Below are 26,209 nucleotides of genomic sequence, written 5' to 3'. Positions count from 1 at the left end.
CGCTAGCCCTGGGTGCTGCCGCCGCCGGACGACGGTCCGGCGAGGTGCACCGAGTGGCCACCGAACTGGTTGCGCAGCGCGGCGACGGCACGCATCGCGGGCGAGTCCTCCTGCCGCGACTGGAACCGCGCGAAGAGCGCGGCGGAGATCACCGGGAGCGGCACCGCGTTGTTGATGCCCTCCTCGACGGTCCACCGGCCCTCGCCCGAGTCCTCGACGTACCCGCGCAGGTCGTCGAGCTCCGGGTCGGACTCCAGTGCGCGGACCAGCAGGTCGAGCAGCCACGACCGCACGACGGTGCCGCGCTGCCAGGCCGAGATGACCGCGGGCACGTTGTCCACGACGTCGGTCTTGTCGAGCAGTTCGAAGCCCTCGGCGTACGCCTGCATCAGGCCGTACTCGATGCCGTTGTGGACCATCTTCGAGTAGTGGCCGGCGCCGACCTTGCCCGCGTGCGCGAAACCTTCCTCGCGCGGGCCCTCCGGACGGAGCGCGTCGAAGATCGGCATCGCCTGCTCGACGTGGGCGGCGTCGCCACCGACCATTAGCGCGTAGCCGTTCTCGAGGCCCCACACGCCACCGGACACGCCGGCGTCGACGTAGCCGATCCCTTTCTCCGCCAACAGGTCCGCGTGCACGCGGTCGTCGGTGAACTTGGAGTTGCCGCCGTCGACGACGAGGTCGCCGGGCGCCAGCAGCTCGGACAGCTCCTTCACCGTGTTACGGGTGATGTCGCCCGCGGGCACCATCACCCACACCACGCGCGGCGCTTCGAGCTTGGACACCATGTCCGCCAACGACTCCGAGTCGGTGACCTCGGGGTTGCGGTCGTAGCCGATCACCTCGTGACCGGCCCGGCGCACCCGCTCGCGCATGTTGAAACCCATCTTGCCGAGGCCGACGAGTCCGAGCTGCACGGTGTTCTCCCCTACGTTCTTCTGGTACCCGGCAAGGGTTTTCTCAGCCGGGAAGGCGAACGGGCATGAGCAGGTACAGGTAGCCCGGCGCCACGTTCCCATCCTCGTCCACCGGCTTCAGCAGTGCCGGTCGGCTGGGTGTGGTGAAGGACAAGTGGACTTTCTGCGTGCGGACGGCTCCGAGGCCGTCGAGCAGGTAGCCCGGGTTGAACGCGATGGTGACGGCGTCGCCGGTGTACTCGACCGGGAGCTCTTCCTCAGCCGATCCCTCGTCGTCGCCACCGGCGGACAGGCGCAGGCCACCGTCGACGAACTCGAGGCGCACCTGCGTGCCGCGCTCGGCGACGAGCGACACGCGCTTGATCGCCTGCTGCAACGCGTCGATGTCGATGATCGCCGCGGCGCTGTGCTCGGAGGGCAGCAACTGGCGGTACTTCGGGAAGTCCGCGTCGAGCAGGCGGGTGGTGGTCCGCTTGCCCGAGCCGGACAGACCGAGCAGTCCGTCGTTGGCCGCGAGCGACATCTCGACCTTGGCACCGGACGAGCCGAGCGTCTTGGCCGCGTCGCCGAGGGTGCGGGCCGGGACGAGGACGGCGACATCGCCCAGGGACGCGTCGGGCTCCCACGGGAACTCGCGCATCGCGAGGCGGAACCGGTCGGTGGCGACGAGGACGAGCTTGCCGTCGCCGATCTCGACGCGGACGCCGGTCAGCATCGGGAGCGTGTCGTCCTTGCCGGCCGCGACGGCGACCTGGCTGACCGCTTCGCCGAAGACCTCGCCGGGGAGCTCACCGATCAGCTGCGGCATCGACGGGAGCGCCGGGTAGTCCTCGACCGGCATCGTCGGGAGGCTGAACCTGGCGCTGCCACAGCTGATCATCATGCGAGCGCCGTCGACCGAGATCTCGACGGGGTGGTTCGGGAGCGCCTTGGTGATGTCGGCGAGAAGACGCCCGGAGACCAGAGCGCGGCCGCCGTCGGCGATCGTCGCGGGGACGCCGACCTGAGCGGAGACCTCGTAGTCGAACCCGGAGACCGTCAGCGAGTCCTCCGACTCCGCGTCGAGCAGCACGCCGCCCAGCACCGGGACCGGTGGACGGGACGGAAGGCTGCGAGCGACCCAGGCGACAGCGTCGGCCAGGCCGTCGCGTTCGACGCGGATCTTCATGAGGCGTCCTTTCCTCGACAGTCGACAAGCCACCACGACAACGAGCCAGTGGGGTTCGGGAGCCTCGACCCTCGGCTTGTCCCGAGGTGCGGAGCAACCACGTTAGAGCGTCCTGGCCCTTCCCGTCACTTCGGGGTTCGGGCACCGATCCCCGGGAACCATCCACCGCTGTTTTGCTTTTGAGTTCTTCCTAGAAGAGATCAAACAGCAGTAACAGTAAGGGTTGTGGATTGTGGGGACAGGCGTTAAACCTGCAGGTCAAGGTGTCACCCACCATGTGGACTAGCGGGGGATGGCACCCGGGGACAGATCGGCGCACCCGGGGACAGCCAGTTGTGCACAGGTCTCGATCCACAGATCGTCCACAGTTGTCCCCGGGTGCGTCCCCGGGTGCGGGCCAGTTGTACCCGGGTGTTCAACAGGCTTCTGTGGCCAGATCGTGGCCGGGGCCACAGACTTTTCCAGTTGTCCCCACCCCTTCGAGTGCCGGGCGTGAACAGAAAGCCTCGCCGCGCGGCGGATCGGGCCTCGTCTACCTGGGTACGTGTGCGGCGCGTGGTGGTGGTTGGAGCCGCACGCACTGATGCAGTCCCATCGCCGCACCCAAGTCGTCCCCGGGTGTTGGCCGTGGCGCCGTGGCCGCGTCCCCGGGTGCTCGGTGCCGGACCGCGGGTCCGTCCCTGGGTGTTCGCCACCGAGTCGCTCGGTCGCGTCCTGAGGTCCGCCCGCGCTCGTTCGCCGTCCCCGGGTGCGAACCGAAAAGGGGCCCTCCGCGGTGGAGGACCCCTTCGTCGATACCTGGGTGGATCAGGGAGTGTGGCGGGCGCGCTGCTTGATGCGCGACGTCAGCTCCTGCACCTGGTCGTAGATGCGCCGGCGCTCGGCCATCTCCTTGCGGATCTTCTTGTCTGCGTGCATGACCGTCGTGTGGTCGCGGCCGCCGAACGTCTGGCCGATCTTCGGCAGCGACAGGTCCGTCAGTTCGCGGCACAGGTACATGGAGATCTGCCGCGCCTGGGCGAGCGCCTTCGTCTTGCCGGGGCCGCACAGGTCGTCGATCGAGACCCCGAAGAACTCCGCGGTGACCGCCATGATCATCGGTGCGGTGATCTCCGGCGCGTGCGAGTCCGGGATGAGGTCGCGCAGCACGATCTCGGCGAGCTGGATGTCGACCGGCTGGCGGTTGAGCGACGCGAACGCCGTGACGCGGATGAGCGCGCCTTCGAGCTCGCGGATGTTGCGCTCGATGCGGGAGGCGATGAACTCCAGCACGTCGGCCGGGGCCGCGAGCCGGTCCTGGGCCGCCTTCTTGCGCAGGATCGCGATGCGCGTCTCCAGCTCGGGCGGCTGGATGTCCGTGATCAGGCCCCACTCGAACCGCGTGCGCAGCCGGTCTTCCAGTGTCTCCAGCCGCTTGGGCGGCCGGTCGCTCGACACCACGATCTGCTTGTTCGTGTTGTGGAGCGTGTTGAACGTGTGGAAGAACTCCTCCTGCGTGCCTTCCTTGCCCTCCAGGAACTGGATGTCGTCGACGAGAAGGACGTCGATGTCCCGGTAGCGGCGCTGGAAGGCGACCTTGCGGTCGTCGCGCAGCGAGTTGATGAAGTCGTTGGTGAACTCCTCGGTCGACACGTACCGCACGCGCATGCCGGGGAACAGGCGCTGGGCGTAGTGCCCGACGGCGTGCAGCAGGTGCGTCTTGCCGAGGCCGCTCTCGCCCCAGATGAAGAGCGGGTTGTACGCCCTGGCGGGAGCCTCGGCCACCGCGACGGCCGCGGCGTGCGCGAACCGGTTCGAGGCGCCGATGACGAACGTGTCGAAGTTGTACTTCTCGTTCAGCCGGGTCTGCGACGGCGACGGGTTCGCGGGCCGCGTGTACGGCAGGTTCGCGTTCGGCGTCCCCCCGCCCGCGGTGTTGGCGGTGTTGAACGTCGGCCAGATCTCGGAGACGGCGGCAAGCGCGTCGCCGGCCTCGTCAACCTCTTCTTCCGGGTCGTCCGTGATCACGGGGCCGGGCGTGTCGGAGGCCGGAACGCCGGGGATCGCCGGGATCTGGACCGGTGCGACCGGCTGGATCGCGTGGACCGGGATCGGCGTGGTCGGCGGGCTCACGACGGGACTCGGCGGTTCCGGCGAGTCGACCTTCACCGCGAGGGAGACGGAGCGGCCGAGCCTGCGGGAGAGAGCAGCGGTGATCGGGTCGCGCAGTGCGCGTTCGATCGCTTCCTTCGCGAAGTCACTGGGAGCAGCGAGCAGTGCCGTTCCATCCAGCAAACCGATCGGACGGGTGACCCTCATCCACGCGCGCTGCTGAGGGGACAGGTGGCTGGTCGCCAGTTCCTGCACCACCTCGGCCCACACGAGACCAAGATCGACCTGCTGGTTCGACACCTCCGCGCTCCCCTCCCCTCCGCCGGAGCCCAAGACTCCACATGTGGACACGGAGAATAGAGGTATCCACAGAGTTATCCACAACTGTGCACTAAAAGGTGTGTTGTGTTGCCGGTCGGTGGCGGCTCCCACGCCGACCCCGGCATGCGCGAAGGACGAACGGTAACAAGGCCCGGCACGCCTCACAAGACGTGGCGTGGCCCACCCCGATTTGGTCGCCGCACCCGGGCATGCGTACCCTCGTACGAGTCTCCCGCTTGCGACGGGCGCCTTTCGCGCGCCTACGTCCACTGCCGTCGGGGACAACCACAAGGCTTTGTCAGCAGTGAAGCACCGGGAGACCGACCGTGAGCAAGGGTAAGCGCACCTTCCAGCCCAACAACCGCCGCCGCGCGAAGACGCACGGCTTCCGGCTGCGCATGCGGACCCGTGCCGGCCGCGCCATTCTGGCTGCGCGCCGCAGCAAGGGCCGTGACACGCTGTCCGCCTGACAGCGGCTGGTAAGCGCAGCGTCGTCGTGCTACCACCGGCCGCCCGGCTCACCCGCAGCCAGGACTTCGGCCTGGTGGTCCGCCGAGGCCGCCGCGCCGGACGACCCCGGTTGGTCGTCCACGTCTTGAAGCCTGACGTGCCCACCTTGGATTCGTCCAAGGTGGGCTTCGTCGTGAGCAAGGCAGTGGGCAACTCGGTGGTGCGCCACCGTGTCTACCGACGCCTGCGCCACGTGGTGCGTTCCGTGCTGGCAGACCTGCCGCCGGGAACTCTCGTCGTGGTCAGGGCGTTGGCTCCAGCAGCCGAGGCGTCGAGTTCCGAGCTCGCCGCCGATTTCTCTTCTGCCCTGCGCAAGGTGCTGCGATGACCACGTTGCCCGCGAAGGTCGCGCTGCTGCCGGTGCACTTCTACCGGAAGTTCATCTCGCCGCTGCTGCCGCCGACCTGCCGCTTCTACCCGAGTTGCAGTGCGTACGCGGTGGAAGCCCTGACAGTCCACGGCGCACTGCGAGGAACCTGGCTGACCATCCGCCGGTTGCTGCGCTGCGGACCCTGGCACCCTGGAGGCCTGGACCCCGTTCCGCCGAGGCGGCAGGTCCCCGACGTATCCACCGAGGAGTAGCTCCCGTGCTCAACTTTATCTACTACCCGGTGTCCTTCATCTTGTGGTGTTGGCACTGGGTGTTCGGCAAGGTCTTCGGTGAGTCGAGCGGCTTCGCCTGGGCGCTGGCCGTCATCTTCCTGGTCTTCACGCTCCGCGCCATCCTCTTCAAGCCGTTCGTCGGCCAGGTGCGCTCCATGCGAAAGATGCAGGAGTTCGCGCCGGAGATGCAGAAGCTGAAGAAGAAGTACCCGAACGACCGCCAGCGCCAGGCGCAGGAGATGCAGAAGCTGCAGTCCGAGCACGGCGTCAACCCGCTCGGCGGCTGCCTGCCGATGCTGGTGCAGATCCCGGTGTTCATCGGTCTGTTCCACGTGCTGCGCTCGTTCAAGCCCGGCTGGGGCGAGGTCTACTTCTTCGACAAGCAGGGCGTCGACTCGTTCGTCAACGCCAAGCTCTTCGGCACGAACCTCTCGACGTTCATCACGATGCCGTCCGACCAGCTGGCCCAGTACGGCACCGAGCGTCTGAACGTCATCCTGCTGTCGGTGCCGCTGATGATCGTGGCGTCCATCGCGACCCACTTCACGGCCCGTCACTCGGTCGCGCGCCAGAACGCCTCGGCGCTGGACAACCCGCAGACGGCCATCATGAACAAGCTGACGCTCTGGATCTTCCCCCTGGGCGTCCTCGCCGGTGGCTTCTTCTTCCCCGTCGCGATCCTGCTGTACTGGCTGTCCAACAACGCGTGGACCCTCGGCCAGCAGCACTTCGTCTACAAGCGCATCGACGCCGAGGAAGAGGAGAAGAAGGCCACGGTCGTCGAGACCCGCCAGGCCCTCGCTCCGAAGCCGGGCGCGAAGCCGGTCAACCCGAAGAAGCCCGCACCGGGAGCCAAGCCGGCCAACGGCGCCAAGCGCATGCCGACCGCGGGCCCGAGCGGCGCGCCGAAGGCGTCCTCCACGGAAGCTGCCACGAACGGCAACTCCAACACCGAGATCCCCGGCCTGACCCCAGGCCGATCCACCAGCAAGAAGCCGGGCAGCAAGAAGCGCCGCTGATTTCGGGCGTTGCCCCGGAGAGGAGACATCGTGTCGGAGACCTTGCAGGCGACCGACGACGTGGAGGCGTCGTCGGAGGCCGAGGCCCAGACCGAAGCCACGACTGAGGCCGAGCCGCAGTCGCCGAGCAAGACCGAGGACCTTCTCGTCCAGGAAGGCGACATCGCGGGCGACTACCTCGAGCGCCTGCTGGACCTGCTCGACTACGACGGCGACATCGACCTGGACGTCGAAAGCGGCCGCGCCATCGTCAGCATCGACGGCGGCGAAGACCTCGCCAAGCTGGTGGGCCCCCGAGGCAACGTCCTCGAATCACTCCAGGAACTAACCCGCCTGGCAGTCCAGCAGGAAACGGGAGTCCGCTCCCGCCTCATGCTCGACATCGCCCAGTGGCGAGCAGGCCGCCGCGCCGAACTGGCGGAGATGGGCCGCACCACCGCAGAAAAGGTCGCCGCCTCAGGCGAACGAGCCCGCCTGCACCCCATGACCCCGTTCGAGCGCAAGGTAGTCCACGACGCCGTCGCCTCAGTCGCAGGCGTGCACAGCGAAAGCGAAGGCGAAGAGCCGCAGCGCCGGGTAATCATCTTCCCGAAGCCCTGACAGCTCCAGCCTCACGGCCCCTGGTTCCCCCGGAACCAGGGGCCGTTTGCTGTCCAGGGCCAGGACGGAACAGGCCAAAGGTCCCGGGAAGCGGTAGGCGCGAGGGCGAGGTGAGGGCGGGAGGAAGAGCAGGAGGGCGGTGGGCGCGGCGTGGGAGAGGCGGCGTGGGAGAGGCGGCGTGGGAGGAGTGGCGTGGGAGGAGCGGAGCGTCGTAGGACGAAGGGGCGGAAAGAGCCAAGGGTTCCGAGAGCGGTGGCGCGAGGGTGAGGCGAGGGACGGGAGAGGGAATGCGGGCAGGCGCGGCGTGGATAGGCAAGCGGGAGGCGGGAGCAGGAGTGGGACGGGGGGTATGTGCTTGGTGGTCAGGCGGGCGGGATGACGCAACGGTCTCCCCTGTCCGACGGCGAAGCCGAGGCGTCTCTCCGAACACAACAGGCAACGGCGAAGCCGAGCCCCCGCTCCGCCAACGGCAATGGCGAAGCCGAGGCGTGTGTACCTCGTAGCACTAGGTGGCGGTGGTGACGTGCCCAGCTCGGCGATTGGGGCTTGACCTTGAGGAGCTGGATGCGACCGTTGCAGGGATCGGCCGGGCACTTCGAGCCCGGCCTTTTAAGGCCGATATGTGCATCCAGCTAGAGGCTCAAGGTCAAGCCCCAATCGCTATCGTCGCGTAGCGGCGATGACCGGCACCGGCCCGTCTTGACCTACGCAACCACGCACCCACGGTGACCACCCGCAAGCAAGGCGACCACCCCGCTGGAACGCGACCCCCACAACGCAACGTTCCACGTGAAACCACCTACCCCCGACCCGCCCACCACCCAGTCAACCACTCCCCCTGCTCCGCCGTGTCCGGCACCGAACACCCCCGAGCCTCCGAGATCAACCGCCAAGCCTCCCCCGGCTCCACCCCCTCCATCCCCAACAACAACCCAGCCAACAACGAAGACCGCCCAATCCCAGCCCAACAGTGGAACACCACATGAGCCCCACGCCGATACAACGCGTCAAGCGGCTCAACAACAGCAACAGCCGAAGCAACATCCGGCACCGACCGATCCGGAATTGGAAGGCACACGTACCGCAGCCCGGCAGCCACCACCACCCGCTCCTGATCCACGAGGTCGCACTCAACCCGCTCCTCATCAGTCTGCGCAGACACCAACACATCCACCCCAAGCCGGCGCAATGCCCGAACCTTCCCCTCCAGATACACCCCACCCGCCGGATGGCACATCGTCGACACAACCCCAGGACCGCCCCAAGCGACGGTGTAGAGCATCGGATGCAACTTTCCCCCAAGTTTCACGTGAAACGGCGCTCAGGATTTGGCGCCACCCACTGTCGATCCGTCATGATGGTGCCCTGGCATTCGCCAGCTTTTCCACCGGCCGCTGGGACACCGCCGCCGCGTGGTTTCACGTGAAACGCGGATGGAGAACATGGCCGGGGAGTTGCCCGACAACGCGAAGCTCGTCTTCGGTGAGCACGTTGAGCGTGCCGCTGAGTTCGTCAGGCTCCTGGAGGAGCACGGCGTGGAGCGCGGACTCATCGGTCCTCGTGAGGTCGAGAAGATCTGGGATCGGCACGTGCTCAACTCGGCGGTGATCGAGGAGCTGTTCCAGCCCAACGAACGGGTCGTCGACGTGGGCTCAGGCGCCGGGCTTCCGGGGGTGCCGCTCGCCATCGCGCGGCCCGACCTGAGGATCACGTTGCTGGAGCCGATGGCTCGTCGTATCGCGTGGCTCGAGGAAGTGAAGGAACGGCTGCAGCTCGACAACGTGACGGTCCTCCGCGGGCGTGCGGAAGAGGGGCCGGTTCGGAAGCAGCTGCTGAACTGCGACTCCGCCACGGCGCGGGCGGTGGCTCCGCTGGAGAAGCTGACGAAGTGGTGCCTGCCGCTTCTCAAGGGTGGCGGGCGGATGGTGGCGCTCAAGGGTGAGCGCGCGCAGGAGGAGTTGGAACGCGACGGTGCGGCGGTGCTCAAAGCTGGGGGCGCCAACCCGCACGTGGTCGTCGTGGGAGCGGACGTACTTGAGGTGCCTACGACGGTGCTCATCGTGGAGCGCCAGCAGCGGAGGGGTCGGTGAGCGTGTACCCGGAGTTCCAGGCTGCCGATGTTCCACGTGAAACGAAGACCCCCAAACACAAAGCCAAGCCGACCAACAACGGAGATGACAGCGCCGTGGTGTGGACCCCGATTGCAGAAGAGGCGGCTCGTGCGGCAAGCGTGCTGCACCCCGACGAGTCACTGCTCCCCCGCCCGACCCATCGCCGGGTGATCACCGTCGCCAACCAGAAGGGCGGTGTCGGCAAGACGACGAGCACGGTGAACCTCGCTGCCGCGCTCGCGATCCACGGGCTCAAGACGCTCGTGATCGACCTCGACCCGCAGGGCAACGCCAGCACGGCGCTCTCCGTTGAGCACCGCAGCGGTACGCCGTCGGTCTACGAGGTCCTCATCGGCGAGATCTCCATCGCGGAGGCCGCTCAGGTCAGCCCGACGTCACCGAACCTCTTCTGCGTGCCCGCGACGATCGACCTCGCCGGCGCCGAGATCGAGCTCGTCTCGATGGTGGCGCGCGAGGCGCGGCTCAAGGAGGCGCTCTCCCCCGAGGCGCTCGACCAGCTGCAGCCCGACTACGTCTTCATCGACTGTCCGCCGAGCCTCGGCCTGTTGACCGTCAACGCGATGGTCGCGGCGCAGGAGGTCCTCATCCCGATCCAGTGCGAGTACTACGCACTGGAGGGTCTGAGCCAGCTGCTGCGCAACATCGAACTGGTGCAGCAGCACCTCAACCCGGAGCTCAGCATCTCCACGATCCTCCTCACGATGTACGACGGCCGCACGAAGCTCGCGGACCAGGTGACCAGTGAGGTGCGTGGCCACTTCGGCGACGTCGCCCTCAAGACCGTGATTCCGCGCAGCGTGAAGGTCTCCGAGGCACCAGGATTCGGTCAGACGGTGTTGACGTACGACCCGGGCTCGCGCGGGTCGATGAGCTATCTCGACGCCGCCAAGGAGATCGCGATCCGCGGGGCCAAGAAGGAGGGCGCATGACGGAGCAGCGCAAGGGCGGACTCGGGCGCGGCCTGGCCGCCCTCATCCCCCAGGGTCCGCCGGCCGGTGCGCCCAGCACCATCCGGCCCGCCGTGGCCGGCAACGGGGCCACCAGGACCCAGACCGTGCAGCCTGCCGGTGAGGTCGCGGGCGCGGTGTACCGCGAGATTCCGGTCAACTCGATCAGGACGAACACCAAGCAGCCGCGCCAGGTGTTCGACGATGACGCGATCGACGAGCTCTCGTTCTCCATCAAGGAGTTCGGGCTCATGCAGCCGATCGTCGTCCGCGAACTGACTGCGGACACGTACGAACTCGTCATGGGCGAGCGCCGCTGGCGGGCCACGAAGCAGGCCGGACTCAAGACGATCCCGGCCATCGTGAGGCAGACGGCCGACGACGCCATGCTGCGCGACGCGCTGCTGGAGAACATCCACCGCGTCCAGCTCAACCCGCTCGAAGAGGCGGCGGCCTACCAGCAGCTGCTGGAGGAGTTCGGCGTCACGCACGAGGAGCTCGCGGACCGCATCGGGCGCAGCCGCCCCGTCGTCACGAACACGATCCGGCTGCTGAAGCTCCCCCTCCCCGTCCAGCGACGGGTCGCGGCGGGCGTGCTGAGCGCCGGCCACGCGCGGGCGCTCCTCGGTCTGGACGACGCGGGAATGCAGGAGGACCTCGCGGTGCGGATCGTCGCCGAGGGCATGTCGGTCCGCGCGACCGAAGAAGCGGTCACGATCGCCAAGAACGAGAAGCCGAAGAAGGAGAAGGCCGCCCCGCGCAAGCAGCTGCACGCGCCCGGTCTGCAGGACCTCGCCGAGCGCCTCTCGGACAACTTCGACACCCGCGTGAAGGTCGAACTCGGGCAGCGAAAAGGCCGGATCGTCGTCGAATTCGGGTCAGTTGATGATCTTCAAAGGATCATCGGCATGATGAGCCCAGAAACGACAATTCGGACATCCGAGTAGGTCCATAGGATCACACCAGGGTCTTATGTCACGGTGACGATGACGCCCCGCATCCAATTGGATACGGGGCGTCACCTATGAAGAGAGATCAACGAGCGACGGCGCGCTCGACCAGACCGGCGTAGATCTCGCCCAGCGACTGCCCCGCCGCCTCGACGGCCATCGGCAGGAGCGACGTCTCGGTCAGTCCCGGCGACACGTTCACTTCCAGGAAGTAGACGGTGCCGTCCTCGGCGACGATGGCGTCGGTCCGCGACACGTCCCGCAGTCCGAGCAACCGGTGCGCCGCGACCGCCAGCTCCCCCACCGCCTTGGCGGAGGAGGCGTCCAGCCGAGCCGGCGCGTGGAAGTCTGTCAGCCCCGCGGTGTACCGAGCGGTGTAGTCGTACACGCCGGTCTCCGGAACGATCTCGACCGCGGGCAGCGCGTACGGACCCTCCGGACCGTCGACGACCGCGACCGCCACCTCCACGCCGGAGATGAACTGCTCGGCCAGCACGGTGTCCCCGTACGCCAGGCACCCGACCATCGCGGGCGGCAGCTCGGCAGCGTCACGCACGACCTGAGCGCCCAGCGCCGACCCGCCCTGGTCCGGCTTCAGCATCAACGGCAGGCCGAGCGTCGAGACCATCGCGTCGAGCACGGGCTTGGCGCCCAGCTCCCGGAACGTCGCGTGCGGCAGCACGACCCACTCCGGCGTCGCCAGTCCGGCACGGGCGAGCTCGGCCTTGGCGGTCGGCTTGTCCCACGCCCGCCGGCACGCCCGCGAGTCCGTGCCCACGTACGGCACGCCGAACATCTCGAGGATCGCCTGCACCGACCCGTTCTCACCCTCACCGCCGTGCAGGGCGACGACGACGGCGTCCGGACGGGTGGAGCCGAGGCGCGTCAGCAACGAGGCGTCGGCGTCCCACTCCTCCACCGTCAGACCCACCGACCGCAGGGCGGCCGACAACCGGCGGCCCGAGCGGATCGAGACTTCACGTTCGTGGGAGAGCCCACCGGACAGCACAGCGACCACACGGTCAGCCACAGCAAAACTCCAAAGAAGATCAGGCGGTGTCGGGCGACGGGGTCTGCGGACCGGACAGCTGACGGCCCGGCGTCGCCCCGAAGGTCGCGGCCAGCTGCATCTCTTCCTCGATGACGTTCGCCAGGCGGCGGACGCCCTCCCGGATCCGCTCCGGCGTCGGGTAGCAGTACGAGATCCGCAACTGGCGGGAGCCGAAGCCGTCCGCGTAGAAGCCGGTGCCGGACGCGTAGGCCACGCGGGCCGTCACGGCGCGAGGCAGCATCGCCTTCGTGTCGATGCCCTCCGGCACCGTCACCCAGACGTAGAAGCCGCCGTCCGGAATGTTCCACGTGGAACCTTGCGGCATGTGCTGCTCCAGAGCCGACACAGCCGCATCCCGGCGTTCCCGGTACGCCTCGCGGTAGGTCTTGATCTGGCCCTTCCAGTCCTGCGTCGACAGGTACCGGGACACGATCATCTGGTTCAGCGTGGGCGGGCACAGCGTGGCCGACTCGGCCGCCAGCACCAGCTTCTCGCGGACGGCGTGCGGCGCCAGCACCCAGCCGACCCGCAGACCGGCCGCGAACGTCTTCGAGAACGACCCGAGGTACACCACGTTGTCGGGGTCCATCGACCGCAACGCCGGGTAGGTCTGCCCGTCGAACCCGAGCAGCCCGTACGGGTTGTCCTCCACGACCAGCACGCCGTAGGTCCGGCAGATCTGCAGGATCTCGGCCCGTCGCGACACCGCCAGCGTCACGCCGGCCGGGTTGTGGAAGTTGGGGATCGTGTACAGGAACTTGACCCGCTGGCCCGCGCGCTTACAAGCCTCCAGCGCCTCTCGCAGCAGCGAGGGCACGAGTCCGTCAGCGTCCATCGCGACGTGCACGACCTGCGTCTGGTACGCGGTGAACGACCCGAGAGCGCCCACGTAGGAGGGTCCCTCGGCGATCACGACGTCGCCGGGGTCGCAGAAGATCCGGGTGACCATGTCGAGGCCCATCTGGGAGCCCACGGTCACCACCACGTCGTCCGGGTGGCCGTTGATGCCTTCCAGCGCCATCACGTCGCAGATCTGCTCGCGCAGCAACGGGACGCCGTGCGCCGAGCCGTACTGCAGGGCCACCAGGCCCTCGGAGGCCACCAGCTGACCGATCTCCGCCGACAGCGACTCCAGGGGCAGAGCGGCCAGGTGGGGCATGCCGCCGGCCAGCGATACGACCTCGGGACGGGACGCGACTGCGAAAAGTGCCCGGATCTCCGATGCCGTCATCCCTGCCGTGCGCGCTGCGTAGCGACGGAGGTGGGGATCAAGGCTTCTGGGGCCCTGCTTGGCGGGCTGTCCGGGCACAGTCATGTGGGACTCCTGTATAGGAAATGTCCCGAGCGAGTGTAACCGTCGTCCCGTTCAGGGCACGCGCCTTCCGGGTTCCGTCACATTCGCCTACCCTCGTATGGGTTCGCTTTGTGTGTTAACGGGTGGAGGTCGGGGTGTCCCGTCGCGTCGTAGGCGTCACGCTGGACAACCTGGAGCATCTCTCCAAGCACAGCAGGACGTGCGTTTTCTGGGAACTGGCTCCTCATCTGCGTGAACAGGCCGAGGAGTACGGCGACACCGAGTTCGAGAAGGAAGCCTGGGTCTCCAGCGTCCTGCTCGAGTGGGGTTCGTGCGGTCGCATGATCTATTGCGACGGCATCCCCGCCGGTTCGGTCTTCTACGCACCACCGGCCGCTGTTCCGCGCAGCGCCGCCTTCCCCACGTCTCCGGTGAGCCCGGACGCGGTCCTCATGACGTCGCTGGACGTCCTCCCGGAGTTCCGAGGCGGAGGGCTCGCGCGAGTGCTCGTGCAGGCCGTGGCGAAGGACCTGACGCGTCGTGGCGTGAAGGCCATCGAGGCGTTCGGCGACATGCGCCCGGACGACGAAGAGCAGACTTGCGTCACGCCCGCCGACTTCCTGACGAGCGTGGGCTTCAAGACCGTGCGGCCGCACCCGCGCTGGCCCCGGTTGCGCATGGAGCTCCGCAGCTCCATCACGTGGAAGGAAGACGTGGAGGCCGCTCTCGAACGGCTCCTCAACAGCGTCACCGTCTCCACCGCGGAACCCAGCTTCCGCCCGGTCTGAGACAGCGAAAAGGCCCCCTCGCCGAAGCGAGGGGGCCTTTTTCGTCAGAACGTCAGCCCTTGGCCATCTCGTAGCGCAGCAGGTCGTTGAACGTGAACGTGCCCGTCGGCTGGTCGTCCTTGCCGAGCAGGTAGAGACGCTTCACGGCCACGAGGATGCCCTCGGCCACGATGTCGCGGAACCCGGGAGTCGCGAGGCGTGCCCGGTCCTCCGCGTTCGTCAGGTAGCCCACCTCGACGCGGACGGCCGTGCAGCGGGTGAGCCGCAGCAGGTCCCACGTCTTCGGGTGCGAACCGCAGTTCGACATCGTCGTGCGGGCGGTGACCTCGCGCTGGATGAACCCGGCCAGCGCCTCACCGACCGTCGACGACGTGCCGTTGCCGGTGCCGTAGTGGAACGTCGACACGCCCTGCGCGTTCGGCGACGAGTTGCCGTCGCTGTGCAGCGACAGGATCAGGTCGGCGCCCGCCTCGTTCGCGAACCGGGCGCGCTCCGCCTCGTCCGGGCAGTTGTCCGGACCGCGCGTGAGCAGCGCCTCCATGCCGGTGGCGGCCATCTTGCCCTCGAGACGGCGGGCCAGGTCCAGCATCAGCTCGGACTCGGACAGCCCGTCCACGACCACACCGCGGTCCTGGCCGCCGTGGCCGGGGTCGATCACGATCCGCTTGCCGGACAGGCGGGAGCCGGCACCGCGGAGCCGTTCCTGCTCACGCAGCAGTTGCGGACGGCCGCCGCGGACCTTCGGCTGGAGCTGGCGCAACGCGCGGACCGTGTCGGGACCGCACATGCCGTCCACGATCAGTCCGTAGTCGCGCTGGAAGTTCCTCAGCGCCTGCTCGGTCTGCTGGCCGAACACGCCGTTGGCGCGGCCGGCGTCGTAACCGAGCTCCAGCATGCGCTCCTGCAGCACCAGCACGTCGTCACCGGTCGTCGGCTGCGACATCAGGTACGCGAGCGGCCGGTCCCCCAACCGGAACGTCGCGTCACGGAGCGATCGGTAGGTCGCCGGGCCGACGATGCCATCGATGATCAGCCCCCGCTGCTGCTGGAACGCGCGCACGGCGTGCTCGACCTGCTGGTCGAACACCGGCGGCGCCTGTGGGTCGGCCGGCGGAAGCAGTCCGAGCCTGGTCAGGATCGACCGGATCTCGGCAACATCACTTCCGACGTCCCCGCGGCGGAGCAGCTGCATGCACCCTCGCTCGACTAGGGCGCCGAACCTGGTCGGCGCGTCAGTTGGGAAGTCCTCATTGTGCCCTGCTGCGCTCAGTGATCGATGCAGGGCTACTCACAGTCGTACCGAGATCACCGTCCCGGCACCAAAACGAACGTGACCCGCTCGTCTTATCGATAGACGGGCGGGCCACGTTGCGCGTTGCAGAGAAGTTCTCAGCTCGTGCAAGTTCTCCGGCTCAGGCCAGGACGTCCTGCAGGTCCTTGAGCAGTGCGGCCTTGGGCTTCGCGCCGACGATCTGCTTCACCGGACGGCCGCCCTGGAACAGGATCAGCGTCGGCACGGACATGATCTGGTAGTCGCGGGCGATCGACGGGTTGGCGTCGATGTCGACCTTGGCGACGGTGATCTTCTCGCCGTGCTCGGCCGCGATCTCCTCCAGCACCGGCGCAACCATCTTGCACGGGCCGCACCAGGTCGCCCAGAAGTCGACCAGCACGGGCTTCTCGCTGGTCAGCACGTCGTCCGCGAACGACTTGTCGGTCACCGTGACGGTGGCGCCTGCCATGTTGCTCTCCCTAAAACGTCTCGCAGAAGGAACTTCAGATGCTCTTGCCGTAGCCGCCACCGACGGCCTCGGCGGCGATCTCGGCCTGCTCGGTGCCGTGCTCGGCGAGCCACCGCTCCGCGTCGATCGCGGCGCTGCAACCGGAGCCCGCGGCGGTGATCGCCTGACGGTATTCGTGGTCCACCAGGTCACCGGCGGCGAACACGCCGTCCAGGTTCGTGTAGGAAGACTTGTCCTTGGTCAGGACGTAACCCTCCGCGTCCAGGTCGACCTGGCCCTTGACCAGCGCCGAACGCGGGTCGTGGCCGATCGCCAGGAAGAAACCGGTGACGGGCATCTCCGACTCGGCGCCGGTCTTGGTGTCCCTGATCTTGATCGAGGACACGGTGCCGTCACCCAGCACGTCGGTGACCTGGGTGTTCAGCTGCCACTTGATCTTCTCGTTGGCGCGGGCGCGCTCCAGCATGACCTTCGAGGCGCGGAACTCCTCACGGCGGTGGATGACTGTCACGGACTTGGCGAAGCGAGTGAGGAACGTCGCCTCCTCCATGGCCGTGTCGCCGCCGCCGACGACCGCGATGTCGTGGTCGCGGAAGAAGAACCCGTCACACGTCGCGCACGCGGACACGCCGCGGCCGAGCAGCTCCTGCTCGCCGGGGATGTCGAGGTAACGGGCCGCGGCACCCATCGCGAGGATGACGGCCTTGGCCTCGTAGGTGACGCCGTTCGCGACGACCTTCTTGATCTCACCGGTCAGCTCGACCGACTCGACGTCCTCGGCGCGCAGCTCGGCGCCGAAGCGGGTGGCCTGCTCGCGCATCTGCTCCATGAGCTCGGGGCCCATGATGCCGTCGCGGAAGCCGGGGTAGTTCTCGACCTCGGTCGTCGTCATGAGGGCGCCGCCGTACTGCGAACCCTCGAAGACCAGGGGCTCCAGCTGCGCGCGTGCCGCGTAGACCGCCGCGGTGTACCCGGCCGGTCCCGATCCAATGATGATCACGTTGCGCACGCTCACGGCTCTGCAACTCCTCGATCTCGTCGTCTGACTGGCTCAACGGATCGTAGGTGCAGCTAATTCCGTGACTTCCGCGACTACCTCTTGATCGTGGTGTCGGCCAGCACGCCTTCGGGCTTGTCCGGTCCGCAGGTCGCCGGGTCCAGCACCACCAGCCGGAACTGGCCGAGACCGGCGGGCAGGATCGCCATGACCGCGTTCTTGCCGTCGAGGTTGATCGGGCTGATGCCGAGCGGGTTGCCCGAGCTCGTGATGCCGCCGCCCTTCAGACAGCCGGACAGCCGGTCGGGCGTTTCGAGCGGGCCGTAGTTCTGCGCCTTGAGCACCTCACCGACGGCGGAGCCGAGCTCGGCCTCCGACAACGCGAGCGGAGGGGCGGCGTTCGCGCTGGTGGACGACGTGGTCGGTGCGGGTGCGGCCTCGTTCGCGGGCGGCTGCTGCGCACCCGGTGACACGGCCAGCACGATGCCGAACGCGGCCGCGGCGGCGACCAGCACGCCGGCCCCGCCCATGCCGAGCCGGCGGTTGCGGCGCTTGCGGGCGTCGTTCAGCGACACGACCGGCGCGATGCCCGGACGGGCCTCCGCGGCCAGCGCGGCGTCGATCCGGGCGGCCACGTGGTCGGGCATCGGGACCGACGGCAACGACCGGAGGTCCACCAGCGTCGCGTCGAGCGCCTGCAGGACCTCCCTGGCGTCGGGGTCCGCCTCGACCCTCGGGCGCAGCTGTGCGGCGACCTCAGGGGGCAGCACGCCCGCGTGCAGGTCCGCGATGAGGTCAACAGACCACGGCGGACCCATCGGCACGCGCTCCATGCCGGTCATCGGCCCTCCCACTGACGTTGCTCTTGCACATTCACACCGTCAGCTGGGACGTTCGCATCTGCGATTCGGTTCCTGAGGTGCCCGAGAACTTTGGCGAGCTTGGCGCGCCCACGCGCGCACCGGCTCTTGACCGTGCCCTCCGCGATGCCGAGGAGCTTCGCCGTTTCGGCGACCGAATACCCCTCGACGTCGACGAGCACGATGGGCGCCCGCTGCTCCTCCGGCAGCTCCATCAACGCCTGCTGCACCATCAGGCTGGTCTCGCGGTCGCTCATCGCGTCACGGGGAGCGACGGGTTCGCCGGGACCGGCCTCGGGCAGCGGCACTGTCGGTCTTGTCTGTCTGCGTCTCATCCGGTCGAGGCACGCGTTCACCACGATCCGGTGAAGCCAGGTGGTGACCTGTGACTCCGCGCGGAACGACGACGCCGCCCGGAAGGCCGAGATGAACGCCTCCTGCAGCGCGTCCGCGGCCTCTTCCGGATCACGCAGCGTGCGCAACGCCACCGCCCACATCCGGTCGCGGTGCCGTTTGACCAGCTCCGAGAACGCGTAGGGGTCACCTGCGGCGTGGGCCGAGATGAGATCGGCGTCCGAGCTGGCTGCGGCGGTCACGGGACGCACTTTAGCGAGGGTGATCACAGATCACCCGGACAGGTCTACCCAGAGTGCACGCGTAGTTCTACTGGGCTCGCGTGTACAGGACCTCTCGGATCTCCGTCTGGTTCTTGCCACCGCCGGAGCTCGTCAGCTGCGTGATCCAGATCAGCACGTGACCGGTCGGTTCGTGGTCGTTCAGCTGGATCTGGGTCTGCCCGTCGGACAGGTCCGCGACGCCGACGACCTTGGTCTCCTCGATCGGCGAGTCGAGCGCGGACGCCACCCGGATCTCGACGTGCGTGCCCTTGCTGGGCGAGGTGATCGTGACCGAGGCCAGCTTCACCGGTTCCGCGAACGACGCCATCAGCCCGATGCCCGGCTTCAGCGTCGGGAACTGCTGGAAGTAGTTGTCGGTCCGCCAGAACGTGCCCGCGTTGTTGTCGACCGCCCGGCTCGCCTGGTTTGCGTTGTCGGGCTGGTTCGTCACGTCGTAGACGCCGATCTGACCCGGCTGCACCGGACCGGCCGCCGCGGGCGGAGGCGCGGTCTGGCCGTTCGACCCCGGCTGGTTGATCACCACGGTCGGGCCGCCGCCCTTGGACGGCTCGTCGCTGAAGAACCCGACGATCTGCACGCTCAGCCAGATGATCACGGTCAGCGTGGCCAGGGCGAGCACGCCGACGCTGATCCACAGCTTCTTCTTCTGCTGCTTGTCCTGGCGCGGCCGCTGGGTCGTCCACACGACCTGGTCGTCGTCGTCATCACGGGGTGACGCCACGGCCGGGATCAGCGCCGTCTGCGCTTCCTCCGCCGCGATCTGGTCGAGGACCTGCAGGATCGCCGCGGACGTGCGGATGCCGCCCACCGACGTGTCCTCCAGCGAACGCACCGCGACGGACGACAGGTCGTGCGGCAGGTACGGGTGCAACGCGTTCGGTGCGACCACGGACCCGTCCGGCCCCGTCGGCGCGACCGGCACGCCCTGGGGACCGCCCGGCAGCGCCCACCGGCCGGTGAGCAGCAGGTACAGGATCGCGCCGAGGCCCTTGACGTCGTCGCGCGCGATCGCGTCCGGCCGCGGACCGGGGAACGCGAGGCGCAGGCGGCCGTCCGAGGTGACCCGGATGCGCTGCGGGTGGTCGGCGCCCAGCACGAGGCCGGCGTGGTGCGCGCCCTCGATGGCGGCGCCGAGCGGTTCGAGCAGGCGGGTCGCGGCACCCGCCGGCAGCGGGCCCTCCGCGATCAGGTCGACCAGGTCGGTGCCCTGGGTCCACTCGGCGATGACGATGCCGAGGATGCCCTCGTCGGGACGGATGCCGGTGCCGGGCGTCAGCACGTCGATCACCCGCGACACACCGGGGTGCGTGAACGACGACGCGTGCATCGCGCGTTCGACCGTCCGGCGGGCACGGGCGGCCGCCTCGTTGTCCGCGAGGTTGCCCAGCAGGACCGTCAGCGCCACGTCCCGGTTGAGCTGACCGTCTCTCGCGCGCCACAACTCCGCGTTGGACCTGGCGTCCGCACCGGATTTCGCGAGCAGCCGGTAGCGGCCATTGCCGATGACGCCGCCGGGATTCAGGGCGGCGTGAACTCCGCTACTCACGGACACCAGGCTACGGGAAGGCGCTCACGGACTGGAGTCACCTTCGCCGCACCAAACGGTTGATCTTGGCGATCGCCGGCTTCATCTCGGGCACCCGGAACGCCGCCAAAAGGCCGAACGCGAGCGGCAGGCCGATCAGCGTCACCAGGATGGTCTCGAACCAGGCGGCCACGACCGGGCCGGAGAACCCGATCAGGTCCAGGAGCAGCGCGTTCACCCCCTTGGCGACGGCGAACGCCAGCGCGGACGCCACCACGGTGAGGCAGACGGTCCAGATCGTGAAGCCGGTGCGCAGGCGGCCGAGCCGGACCCGCAGCCACACCTGACCGACGACCGCGCCGAAGACGAAGCTCAGCGACATCGCGAGCGACACGCCGACGGCGAGCTGCTCGGGTTCCGCCACGGCGAGGAAGAAGTACAGCAGGGCGATCCGGACGGCCACGATCAGCGCCTGGATCAACGTGGGCGTGCGCGCGTCCTTCATCGCGTAGAAGACCCGGATCTGCAGCAGCGTGATCGCGTACGGCACCAGGCCGAACGCCGACAGCGCGAGCGCCAGGCCGACCGCGGTGCCGCCCTCCACGCCCGACTTGCCGAACCCGAACGCGGCGAGACCGATGGCCACACCGGACACCGTCATCAGGACGCTGAACGGCATGAGCAGGATCGAGGACATGCGGTTGCCGAACAGCAGGTCGCGCACGATCGCGTCGTTGTCGTTGTTCGCCGCGGCCCGGCTCATCTTCGGCATTAGGGCGGTCAGCAGCGAGACACCGAGCACGCCGTAGGGCACCTGGGCGATCAGCCACTGGAAGTTGAACGCGGCCAGCGCGCCGTTGCCGTGGGTGGCGACCTTGGTCAGCACGGTCAGGCTCGCGAACCCGAGGCCGACGTAGAGCAGCACCCAGAACGCGAGACCGCCGAACTCGGCCAGCCGCGCGTCCCAGCCGAACCGCCACTTGAACCGGAAGCCGGTCTTGAGCAGCGCCGGGATCAGCACCGACGCCTGCACGGCGACGCCGAGCGCGGTGCCGAGGCCGAGCACCAGGACGTGGGAGTCGGTCATGGAGACCGGGTTGAGCGTGATGTCGCCGGGGAGCATCCAGTAGACGCCGAGAACGACGATCACGACGAGGTTGTTCAGCACCGGCGCCCAGGTGGGCAGGCCGAACACGTGCCGCGCGTTGAGCACCGCGCTGAGCAGCGCGGTCAGGCCGTAGAACACGATGCCGGGCAGCACCAGGTAGGCGAACGCCGTGACCAGGTCGCGGTTCGCGTTCGGCGAGTCGGCGATGAACAGCGAGGTGAGCAGCGGTGCGCTGGCGACCGCTATGACCGTGCCGACGCCGAGGATGGCCGTGCCCATGCTGATCAGCCATTGGGCGTACGACTCACCGCCGTCGCCGTCCTCCTTCTCGGCCCTGACCAGCAGCGGGATGGCCACACTGGTCAGGATGCCGCCGAGCAGCAGCTCGTTGATCATGGTCGGCAGCGTCGAGGCGGCCTGGTACGAGTCGTTGAGGGTGCCGATGCCGAGTGCCGCGACCAGCAGCACCTTCGAGAGCAGACCCGTGGCGCGGCTGACGATCGTCGCGATCGCCATCGATCCGCTGGCCCTGGCGACCGACGGTCCTTGCTGCTGCTCTGGCTGGGTGGTCGTGGCTGTCTCGCTCACGCGCTCGACTTCTCCGGTGTGACGTTCTCGATGGACGGTGCGCCGCCGTTCTCGCCGTTGCGAGCACGGACCCGCTTGTAGATGCGCCGTCCGGAGAGCAGGACCAGCGCGATCGCGGCGATCACGGTGATGATCACCGTGATGGTGCCGTAGGCGGACGACGACACCTCCAGCTTGACAGTGTCACCCAGAGCGACGCCCTCGGGAGTGGTCAGCCGGACGCTGACCGGGAACCGGCCGGACCTCAGCACCTCGACGGGCACCCGCACGACGCGCTCGCCGCGGGCGGGGAGCACCTGGTCGGCGAGGTCGAGCTTCCGGATCCCCGGGGTGTCGGCGAGGGTGATCCGGACCGTCACGCGGACGTCGAGCTTGTTCGTGATCGTGACCGGGATCGGGCTGTCACCGGAGCCGAGCAGGATCGGGCTGTTCGGCTGCGTCACGCCGACCATGCCGGTCAGGGCGTTGAGCTCGCCCTGGCTCACCTCGGCCGCGGACCGGGCGCCCTCCTCGTTGCCCCGCCACGCACCGGACATCACCCGCAGCAGCCCGAGCCACAGCGGGTCGGCCAGGTCGCCGGGCGACGCGTGCGCGCTGTCCTCCTGCTGCATGGCCGCGACCAGGCCGTTGAGCTCGACGCTCTGGTTCGTCACCGAGTCCGAGATGAGCGCCGAGATCTCCCGCGCACCGGCCTCCGGCGGGTAGGCGATCTTGGCGTTCGTCACCGCGGGGGTGGTGCCGGTGAGCTCCTCGAGCCCCGTCTGGGACGCGTAGTTGCCGGCCAGCAGCTTCCGGGCGGTGGTCAGGAACTCCGTCATCTCCGAGACCGGTGCGTGCCAGCGGCGCGGCGGCGCGACCAGCACGTTGCGGCCGTCGCCCTGCCAGCCGGCGCGGAACACCAGCACCGCCAGCGCGTTCTGCACGGACACCGGCTGGCTCTCGACCGGCGTGGTCACGCCGGACAACGTGCGCGGCCGCGACTCGCTGCCCTGCAGCGCGTCCGAGACCATCGAGTCGATCTTCACGGCGGTGACCGGGGTCTTGCCGCCGACCCCGACGGGCGCGGTGCCCGGCGCGTCGGCGAGTCCTTTCGGGTCGAGCAGCAGCGACTTCGCGCCGGGATAGCCCTTGTCCGGCTGCGGGGTGACCAGCTCGTCGAACGTCGGCTGGTCGAGCACGCCGTCCTCGGGCCACACCAGGTCGGGCAGCGGCCGCACGGACAGGACGTCCTGGATGAGCTTGGGTCCGTCCGTCACCGCGAGCGTGCGCATGGTGGAGAGCTTCGCCCTGTTCAGCGCCACGAGGTCGGCGTCGGCGTACGGCAGCGCGACGACGCACCGGCCGGTGACCGCGAGCTTGAGGCGGTCGAGCCAGAGCTTCGCCTCGATCCTGCCCTTGCCCTCGGCGCCGCCCCGCAGCCGGTAGCCGGTGCTCATCGCCTGCACGGTGCGCAGCAGGTCCGGGTCGATGGCGAGGCACATGGCCGTGCTCATCGACGGGACCGCCTGCTCGTAGGCCTGCAACAGGCCGTACAGCCGGCCGTTGACCGAGAGCGACGCCGCGAGCTCGTCGTCGATCAGCTCCGACTGGCCCTCGCCGCCGAGCCGGACGAGCCGGGGGCGGTCCGCGATCGGCCACAGCACCGTCAGCTTCGCGCCGTCGCCCGGCTTGCCCTTGGTCTCGCCGCCGGGCACGCCCAGCACCGGGAGCAGCGTCGACAGCGCCGCGAGACGCGCCTGGCCGCCGTAGTCCGGCCTGCCGTTGACGTTCGCGAGGATCGGGTAGATGCCCGGCTGCTCGATCTCGAGCGACGTCGGCTCGGTACCGCGCAGCGGCACCTCCAGCGTGAAGTCCTTCTGCTGGCCGGGCTCGAGCTCACCGGTGACCGGCGTGAACTTCGGCTGCACGGCCTCGGCCGCCGCCGGCTCCCGCAACGACTTGCGCAGCTCGTCCTCGGTGGCGAGCGGCACACCGCGCTCCAGGCGCAGCACGATGTCGAACACCTTGCGGTCGCCGACGTTCGCGATCTTGCCGGTGATCTTGACGGTCCCCGGGGAGTCGCTCGTGACGAACCGGGGCGTGAGCTGGTCGATGTCGAGCCGCAGGAACTGCGGCTGCGCCGTGCCGGGCTGGGCGGAGAGAGATCTGGTCGCCCACACCTGCGTGGCGGGAGCGGGCATGAACGGCAGCGCGTCGATCTCGTCCGGTTGTGACTGCTGGGCGCCGGCGGGCGGCGCGGCCAGCACCACGAACGCGGTGACGGCGGCTGTGCAGACGAACTTCCTCAGGCTCACGCCGACTCCGCCCCGTTCCGGCAGCGGTCGGAGAGCAGTTCGGCGGCTCGGCGGACCAGTCGGCGCTCGTCGGCATACGCGAGTCGCTCGTCCAGCTCGCCGAGTGGCACCCACGCCACCTCGGTGACCTCCACGTCTTCGTCGGAAAGCTCTCCCCCCGTCGCTTCGAGGAGGAAGTGGTGAACCGTCTTGTGCACCCGGCGGTCGTCCGCGACGAACCAGTAGTCGATCGACCCCAACGGGCGCAGCACCCTGCTATGAATACCGGTCTCCTCGGCGACCTCGCGCACCGCGGTCTGTTCCGCGGTCTCGCCGGCCTCGATGTGACCCTTGGGCAAAGACCACAGCAACCGGCCTCGGCGGTCAAGTCTGCCGATCACCGCAGCCCGTTGCTCTGCGTCGAGCACCAGGCCACCGGCCGACGTCTCGTCGACGGTCTCGAGCCTGCGGCCCCGGCGTCGCTTCCGGCGCCCCGGCTTGGGACTCCCGGAACGTGCGGCTGACGGCGGCATACGGCCGATCGTACTTACGAACCTTGAGTACGCTGGTTTCTCGTGTCTCGATCGCTCCAGCAGAATGCGGTGGTGGAAAAGCCCACCATCACACCAGTCGTCGCTGAGCTCGCCGCTCGGTTCGCAGCCGAGGGCAAGCGCCTCTACCTCGTGGGTGGAAGTGTGCGCGACGCCGTGCTGGTGCGCCCGACGAACGACTTCGACTTCACCACGGACGCGCGACCAGCGGAGATCCAGAAGCTGCTGAGCGGCTGGGCCGACGCGCAGTGGGACACCGGCATCGCCTTCGGGACGGTCGGCGCGTCGAAGAAGGGCGAGATCATCGAGATCACGACCTTCCGCGCGGACGTCTACGACGGCGTGACCCGCAACCCCGAGGTGACCTTCGGTGACTCCATCGACGGCGACCTGGTCCGGCGTGACTTCACGGTCAACGCCATGGCGTTCGACATCGCCGCCTCGCAGTTCGTCGACCCGACCGGTGGTCTGCAGGCGGCGCGTGAAGGCGTGCTGGACACCCCCGCGACGCCTCAGGAGTCGTTCGGCGACGACCCGCTGCGCATGCTGCGCGCGGCCCGGTTCGTCTCGCAGCTCGGCTTCACCGCCGCGCCCCGGGTGGTCGAGGCGATGCGGTCGATGGCAGGCGAACTCGCCCGCATCACGCCGGAGCGCGTGCAGGTGGAGCTCTCGAAGCTCCTGTGCGGGGCTCACCCCCGCCGCGGCATCGAGCTCATGGTGGAGACCGGGCTGGCCGACGTCGTGCTGCCCGAGCTCACGGCCATGAAGCTGGAGATCGACGAACATCATCAGCACAAGGACGTCTTCGACCACTCGCTGGTTGTGCTGGAACAGGCAATTGATCTTGAAGAAGTTGATCAGTCACCCGATCTGGTGCTGAGGATCGCCGCGCTCCTGCACGACATCGGCAAGCCGGCGACCCGGAAGTTCGAGTCCGGCGGCGGCGTCTCGTTCCACCACCACGAGGTCGTGGGCGCGAAGATGGTCCGCAAGCGCTTGCGGGCGTTGCGGTACTCGAAGGAGATCACCGAGGACGTCGCCAAGCTCGTCTACCTGCACCTCCGCTTCCACGGGTACGGCAACGGCGAGTGGACCGACTCGGCCGTGCGCCGGTACGTGACGGATGCCGGTGACCTGCTGACGCGGCTGCACAAGCTCGTCCGTGCGGACTGCACGACCCGGAACAAGCGCAAGGCGAGCCTGCTGCGCCGGACCTACGACTCTCTCGAAGAACGCATCGCGCGCATCGAGGCCGAGGAAGACCTCGCGCGCGTGCGTCCGGACCTCGACGGCAACGAGATCATGAAGCTGCTCGGCCTGGCGCCGGGCCGCGAGGTCGGTGCCGCGTGGAAGTTCCTCAAGGAGCTCAGGCTCGACCGCGGACCGCTGGACCGCGACGAGGCCGAGGCCGCGTTGCTCGACTGGGCGCGTGAACAAGGGATCACCCCGCCTGCCCGGTGACTCATTGTGAGTGAATGGAATCCCGGTGTGAGCGAAATGTCAGCGCCGGGGTGCACCATGTGAAGTGCGCCAGGG

Annotated in this window: 25 protein-coding genes; 10 read left to right on the top strand and 15 right to left on the bottom strand. The window is 68.6% G+C overall.

What is annotated here, in order from left to right:
• Positions 1-2: 2 nt before the first annotated feature.
• The 3 genes from gnd to dnaA form a co-directional block, all read right to left on the bottom strand.
• Entirely contained in the window at positions 3-917 is a 915-nt protein-coding gene (gnd, locus tag IEY88_RS26475; RefSeq protein ID WP_268241266.1) for a phosphogluconate dehydrogenase (NAD(+)-dependent, decarboxylating), read from the bottom strand.
• A gap of 43 nt (positions 918-960) precedes the next feature.
• The gene (gene dnaN / locus IEY88_RS26470; RefSeq protein WP_189157527.1) at positions 961-2,085 is read right to left on the bottom strand and encodes a DNA polymerase III subunit beta; all 1,125 of its coding nucleotides are present in this window, start codon (positions 2,083-2,085) and stop codon (positions 961-963) included.
• 807 nt (positions 2,086-2,892) lie between these two features.
• Positions 2,893-4,476: a chromosomal replication initiator protein DnaA gene (gene dnaA / locus IEY88_RS26465; protein WP_189157526.1), complete on the bottom strand. Its 1,584-nt coding sequence runs from the start codon at positions 4,474-4,476 to the stop codon at positions 2,893-2,895.
• A gap of 347 nt (positions 4,477-4,823) precedes the next feature.
• Here dnaA and rpmH point away from each other — a divergent pair, with 347 nt between their 5' ends.
• Genes rpmH through IEY88_RS26440 form a run of 5 tightly spaced genes read left to right on the top strand, consistent with a single transcriptional unit; the run spans position 4,824 to position 7,229 of the window.
• On the top strand, positions 4,824-4,967 hold the full coding sequence (gene rpmH, locus IEY88_RS26460; RefSeq protein ID WP_189157525.1) for a 50S ribosomal protein L34: 144 nt from the start codon (positions 4,824-4,826) through the stop codon (positions 4,965-4,967).
• A 26-nt stretch (positions 4,968-4,993) separates the two neighbouring features.
• On the top strand, positions 4,994-5,335 hold the full coding sequence (gene rnpA, locus IEY88_RS26455; RefSeq protein WP_189157524.1) for a ribonuclease P protein component: 342 nt from the start codon (positions 4,994-4,996) through the stop codon (positions 5,333-5,335).
• Positions 5,332-5,589: a membrane protein insertion efficiency factor YidD gene (gene yidD, locus IEY88_RS26450; protein WP_030480223.1), complete on the top strand. Its 258-nt coding sequence runs from the start codon at positions 5,332-5,334 to the stop codon at positions 5,587-5,589. Before rnpA ends, yidD begins: the two co-directional genes overlap by 4 nt.
• 5 nt (positions 5,590-5,594) lie before the next feature.
• Positions 5,595-6,629, top strand: a complete 1,035-nt coding sequence (gene yidC / locus IEY88_RS26445) for a membrane protein insertase YidC (RefSeq protein WP_189157523.1) — start codon at positions 5,595-5,597, stop codon at positions 6,627-6,629.
• Positions 6,630-6,659: 30 nt separating this feature from the next.
• On the top strand, positions 6,660-7,229 hold the full coding sequence (locus tag IEY88_RS26440) for a Jag family protein (protein ID WP_189157522.1): 570 nt from the start codon (positions 6,660-6,662) through the stop codon (positions 7,227-7,229).
• A gap of 799 nt (positions 7,230-8,028) precedes the next feature.
• Here IEY88_RS26440 and IEY88_RS45560 read toward each other — a convergent pair.
• Entirely contained in the window at positions 8,029-8,466 is a 438-nt protein-coding gene (locus tag IEY88_RS45560; RefSeq protein ID WP_189157578.1) for a protein-tyrosine phosphatase family protein, read from the bottom strand.
• Between the two features lie 205 nt (positions 8,467-8,671).
• On the opposite strand from IEY88_RS45560, the gene rsmG reads away from it, so the two are divergent.
• The 3 genes from rsmG (at position 8,672) to IEY88_RS26420 (ending at position 11,255) form a co-directional block, all read left to right on the top strand.
• A complete protein-coding gene (rsmG, locus tag IEY88_RS26430; RefSeq protein WP_189157577.1) occupies positions 8,672-9,319 on the top strand; it encodes a 16S rRNA (guanine(527)-N(7))-methyltransferase RsmG in 648 nt (215 codons plus the stop codon).
• Between the two features lie 95 nt (positions 9,320-9,414).
• Positions 9,415-10,290, top strand: a complete 876-nt coding sequence (locus tag IEY88_RS26425) for a ParA family protein (RefSeq protein ID WP_189157576.1) — start codon at positions 9,415-9,417, stop codon at positions 10,288-10,290.
• On the top strand, positions 10,287-11,255 hold the full coding sequence (locus tag IEY88_RS26420; protein ID WP_189157521.1) for a ParB/RepB/Spo0J family partition protein: 969 nt from the start codon (positions 10,287-10,289) through the stop codon (positions 11,253-11,255). Before IEY88_RS26425 ends, IEY88_RS26420 begins: the two co-directional genes overlap by 4 nt.
• 88 nt (positions 11,256-11,343) lie before the next feature.
• Here IEY88_RS26420 and IEY88_RS26415 read toward each other — a convergent pair whose 3' ends face one another.
• Positions 11,344-12,288: a D-alanine--D-alanine ligase family protein gene (locus IEY88_RS26415; protein ID WP_189157520.1), complete on the bottom strand. Its 945-nt coding sequence runs from the start codon at positions 12,286-12,288 to the stop codon at positions 11,344-11,346.
• Positions 12,289-12,307: 19 nt separating this feature from the next.
• Positions 12,308-13,624, bottom strand: a complete 1,317-nt coding sequence (locus tag IEY88_RS26410) for an aminotransferase-like domain-containing protein (RefSeq protein WP_189157519.1) — start codon at positions 13,622-13,624, stop codon at positions 12,308-12,310.
• Between the two features lie 134 nt (positions 13,625-13,758).
• Between IEY88_RS26410 and IEY88_RS26405 the strand changes: the two genes are divergently transcribed.
• On the top strand, positions 13,759-14,391 hold the full coding sequence (locus tag IEY88_RS26405; protein ID WP_189157518.1) for a GNAT family N-acetyltransferase: 633 nt from the start codon (positions 13,759-13,761) through the stop codon (positions 14,389-14,391).
• 52 nt (positions 14,392-14,443) lie between these two features.
• Here IEY88_RS26405 and IEY88_RS26400 read toward each other — a convergent pair whose 3' ends face one another.
• The 9 genes from IEY88_RS26400 to IEY88_RS26360 all read right to left on the bottom strand — a co-directional run bounded on the left by IEY88_RS26400 (position 14,444) and on the right by IEY88_RS26360 (position 24,655).
• The gene (locus IEY88_RS26400) at positions 14,444-15,583 is read right to left on the bottom strand and encodes an N-acetylmuramoyl-L-alanine amidase (protein WP_189157517.1); all 1,140 of its coding nucleotides are present in this window, start codon (positions 15,581-15,583) and stop codon (positions 14,444-14,446) included.
• A 220-nt stretch (positions 15,584-15,803) separates the two neighbouring features.
• Entirely contained in the window at positions 15,804-16,133 is a 330-nt protein-coding gene (gene trxA, locus IEY88_RS26395) for a thioredoxin (RefSeq protein WP_093595124.1), read from the bottom strand.
• A 34-nt stretch (positions 16,134-16,167) separates the two neighbouring features.
• Entirely contained in the window at positions 16,168-17,142 is a 975-nt protein-coding gene (trxB, locus tag IEY88_RS26390; protein WP_229693783.1) for a thioredoxin-disulfide reductase, read from the bottom strand.
• An 83-nt stretch (positions 17,143-17,225) separates the two neighbouring features.
• The gene (locus IEY88_RS26385; RefSeq protein ID WP_229693772.1) at positions 17,226-17,972 is read right to left on the bottom strand and encodes an RsmA family anti-sigma factor; all 747 of its coding nucleotides are present in this window, start codon (positions 17,970-17,972) and stop codon (positions 17,226-17,228) included.
• Positions 17,969-18,586: an RNA polymerase sigma factor SigM gene (sigM, locus tag IEY88_RS26380; RefSeq protein WP_089927514.1), complete on the bottom strand. Its 618-nt coding sequence runs from the start codon at positions 18,584-18,586 to the stop codon at positions 17,969-17,971. The genes IEY88_RS26385 and sigM overlap by 4 nt, the downstream gene beginning before the upstream one ends.
• Before the next feature lie 67 nt (positions 18,587-18,653).
• Positions 18,654-20,180, bottom strand: coding sequence for a protein kinase family protein (locus IEY88_RS26375; RefSeq protein ID WP_373294187.1), 1,527 nt, complete (start codon positions 20,178-20,180; stop codon positions 18,654-18,656).
• A 31-nt stretch (positions 20,181-20,211) separates the two neighbouring features.
• Positions 20,212-21,849 (bottom strand): murein biosynthesis integral membrane protein MurJ, encoded by a 1,638-nt coding sequence (gene murJ / locus IEY88_RS26370; protein ID WP_229693771.1) that lies wholly within the window; start codon positions 21,847-21,849, stop codon positions 20,212-20,214.
• Complete coding sequence (locus IEY88_RS26365) at positions 21,846-24,143, bottom strand: DUF6049 family protein (RefSeq protein WP_189157514.1); 2,298 nt, start codon at positions 24,141-24,143, stop codon at positions 21,846-21,848. The genes murJ and IEY88_RS26365 overlap by 4 nt, the downstream gene beginning before the upstream one ends.
• A complete protein-coding gene (locus IEY88_RS26360) occupies positions 24,140-24,655 on the bottom strand; it encodes an NUDIX hydrolase (protein WP_189157513.1) in 516 nt (171 codons plus the stop codon). The genes IEY88_RS26365 and IEY88_RS26360 overlap by 4 nt, the downstream gene beginning before the upstream one ends.
• 42 nt (positions 24,656-24,697) lie before the next feature.
• Here IEY88_RS26360 and IEY88_RS26355 point away from each other — a divergent pair, with 42 nt between their 5' ends.
• Positions 24,698-26,134, top strand: a complete 1,437-nt coding sequence (locus tag IEY88_RS26355; RefSeq protein WP_189157512.1) for a CCA tRNA nucleotidyltransferase — start codon at positions 24,698-24,700, stop codon at positions 26,132-26,134.
• Positions 26,135-26,209 lie beyond the last annotated feature (75 nt).

The organism is Lentzea pudingi (assembly GCF_014646255.1).
Classification (GTDB): domain Bacteria; phylum Actinomycetota; class Actinomycetes; order Mycobacteriales; family Pseudonocardiaceae; genus Lentzea; species Lentzea pudingi.
The sequence above is the reverse complement of the archived record's forward strand: the minus strand, read 5'-3'. Positions and strand labels throughout refer to the sequence as shown.

Coding starts and splice junctions, on each gene's coding strand:
- dnaN (WP_189157527.1), bottom strand. CDS start 2,085: ATGAAGATCCGCGTCGAACGCGACGGCCTGGCCGACGCTGTCGCCTGG.
- yidD (WP_030480223.1), top strand. CDS start 5,332: ATGACCACGTTGCCCGCGAAGGTCGCGCTGCTGCCGGTGCACTTCTAC.
- IEY88_RS45560 (WP_189157578.1), bottom strand. CDS start 8,466: ATGTGCCATCCGGCGGGTGGGGTGTATCTGGAGGGGAAGGTTCGGGCA.
- rsmG (WP_189157577.1), top strand. CDS start 8,672: ATGGCCGGGGAGTTGCCCGACAACGCGAAGCTCGTCTTCGGTGAGCAC.
- IEY88_RS26420 (WP_189157521.1), top strand. CDS start 10,287: ATGACGGAGCAGCGCAAGGGCGGACTCGGGCGCGGCCTGGCCGCCCTC.
- IEY88_RS26410 (WP_189157519.1), bottom strand. CDS start 13,624: ATGACTGTGCCCGGACAGCCCGCCAAGCAGGGCCCCAGAAGCCTTGAT.
- IEY88_RS26400 (WP_189157517.1), bottom strand. CDS start 15,583: ATGCAGCTGCTCCGCCGCGGGGACGTCGGAAGTGATGTTGCCGAGATC.
- trxA (WP_093595124.1), bottom strand. CDS start 16,133: ATGGCAGGCGCCACCGTCACGGTGACCGACAAGTCGTTCGCGGACGAC.
- IEY88_RS26385 (WP_229693772.1), bottom strand. CDS start 17,972: ATGACCGGCATGGAGCGCGTGCCGATGGGTCCGCCGTGGTCTGTTGAC.
- IEY88_RS26360 (WP_189157513.1), bottom strand. CDS start 24,655: ATGCCGCCGTCAGCCGCACGTTCCGGGAGTCCCAAGCCGGGGCGCCGG.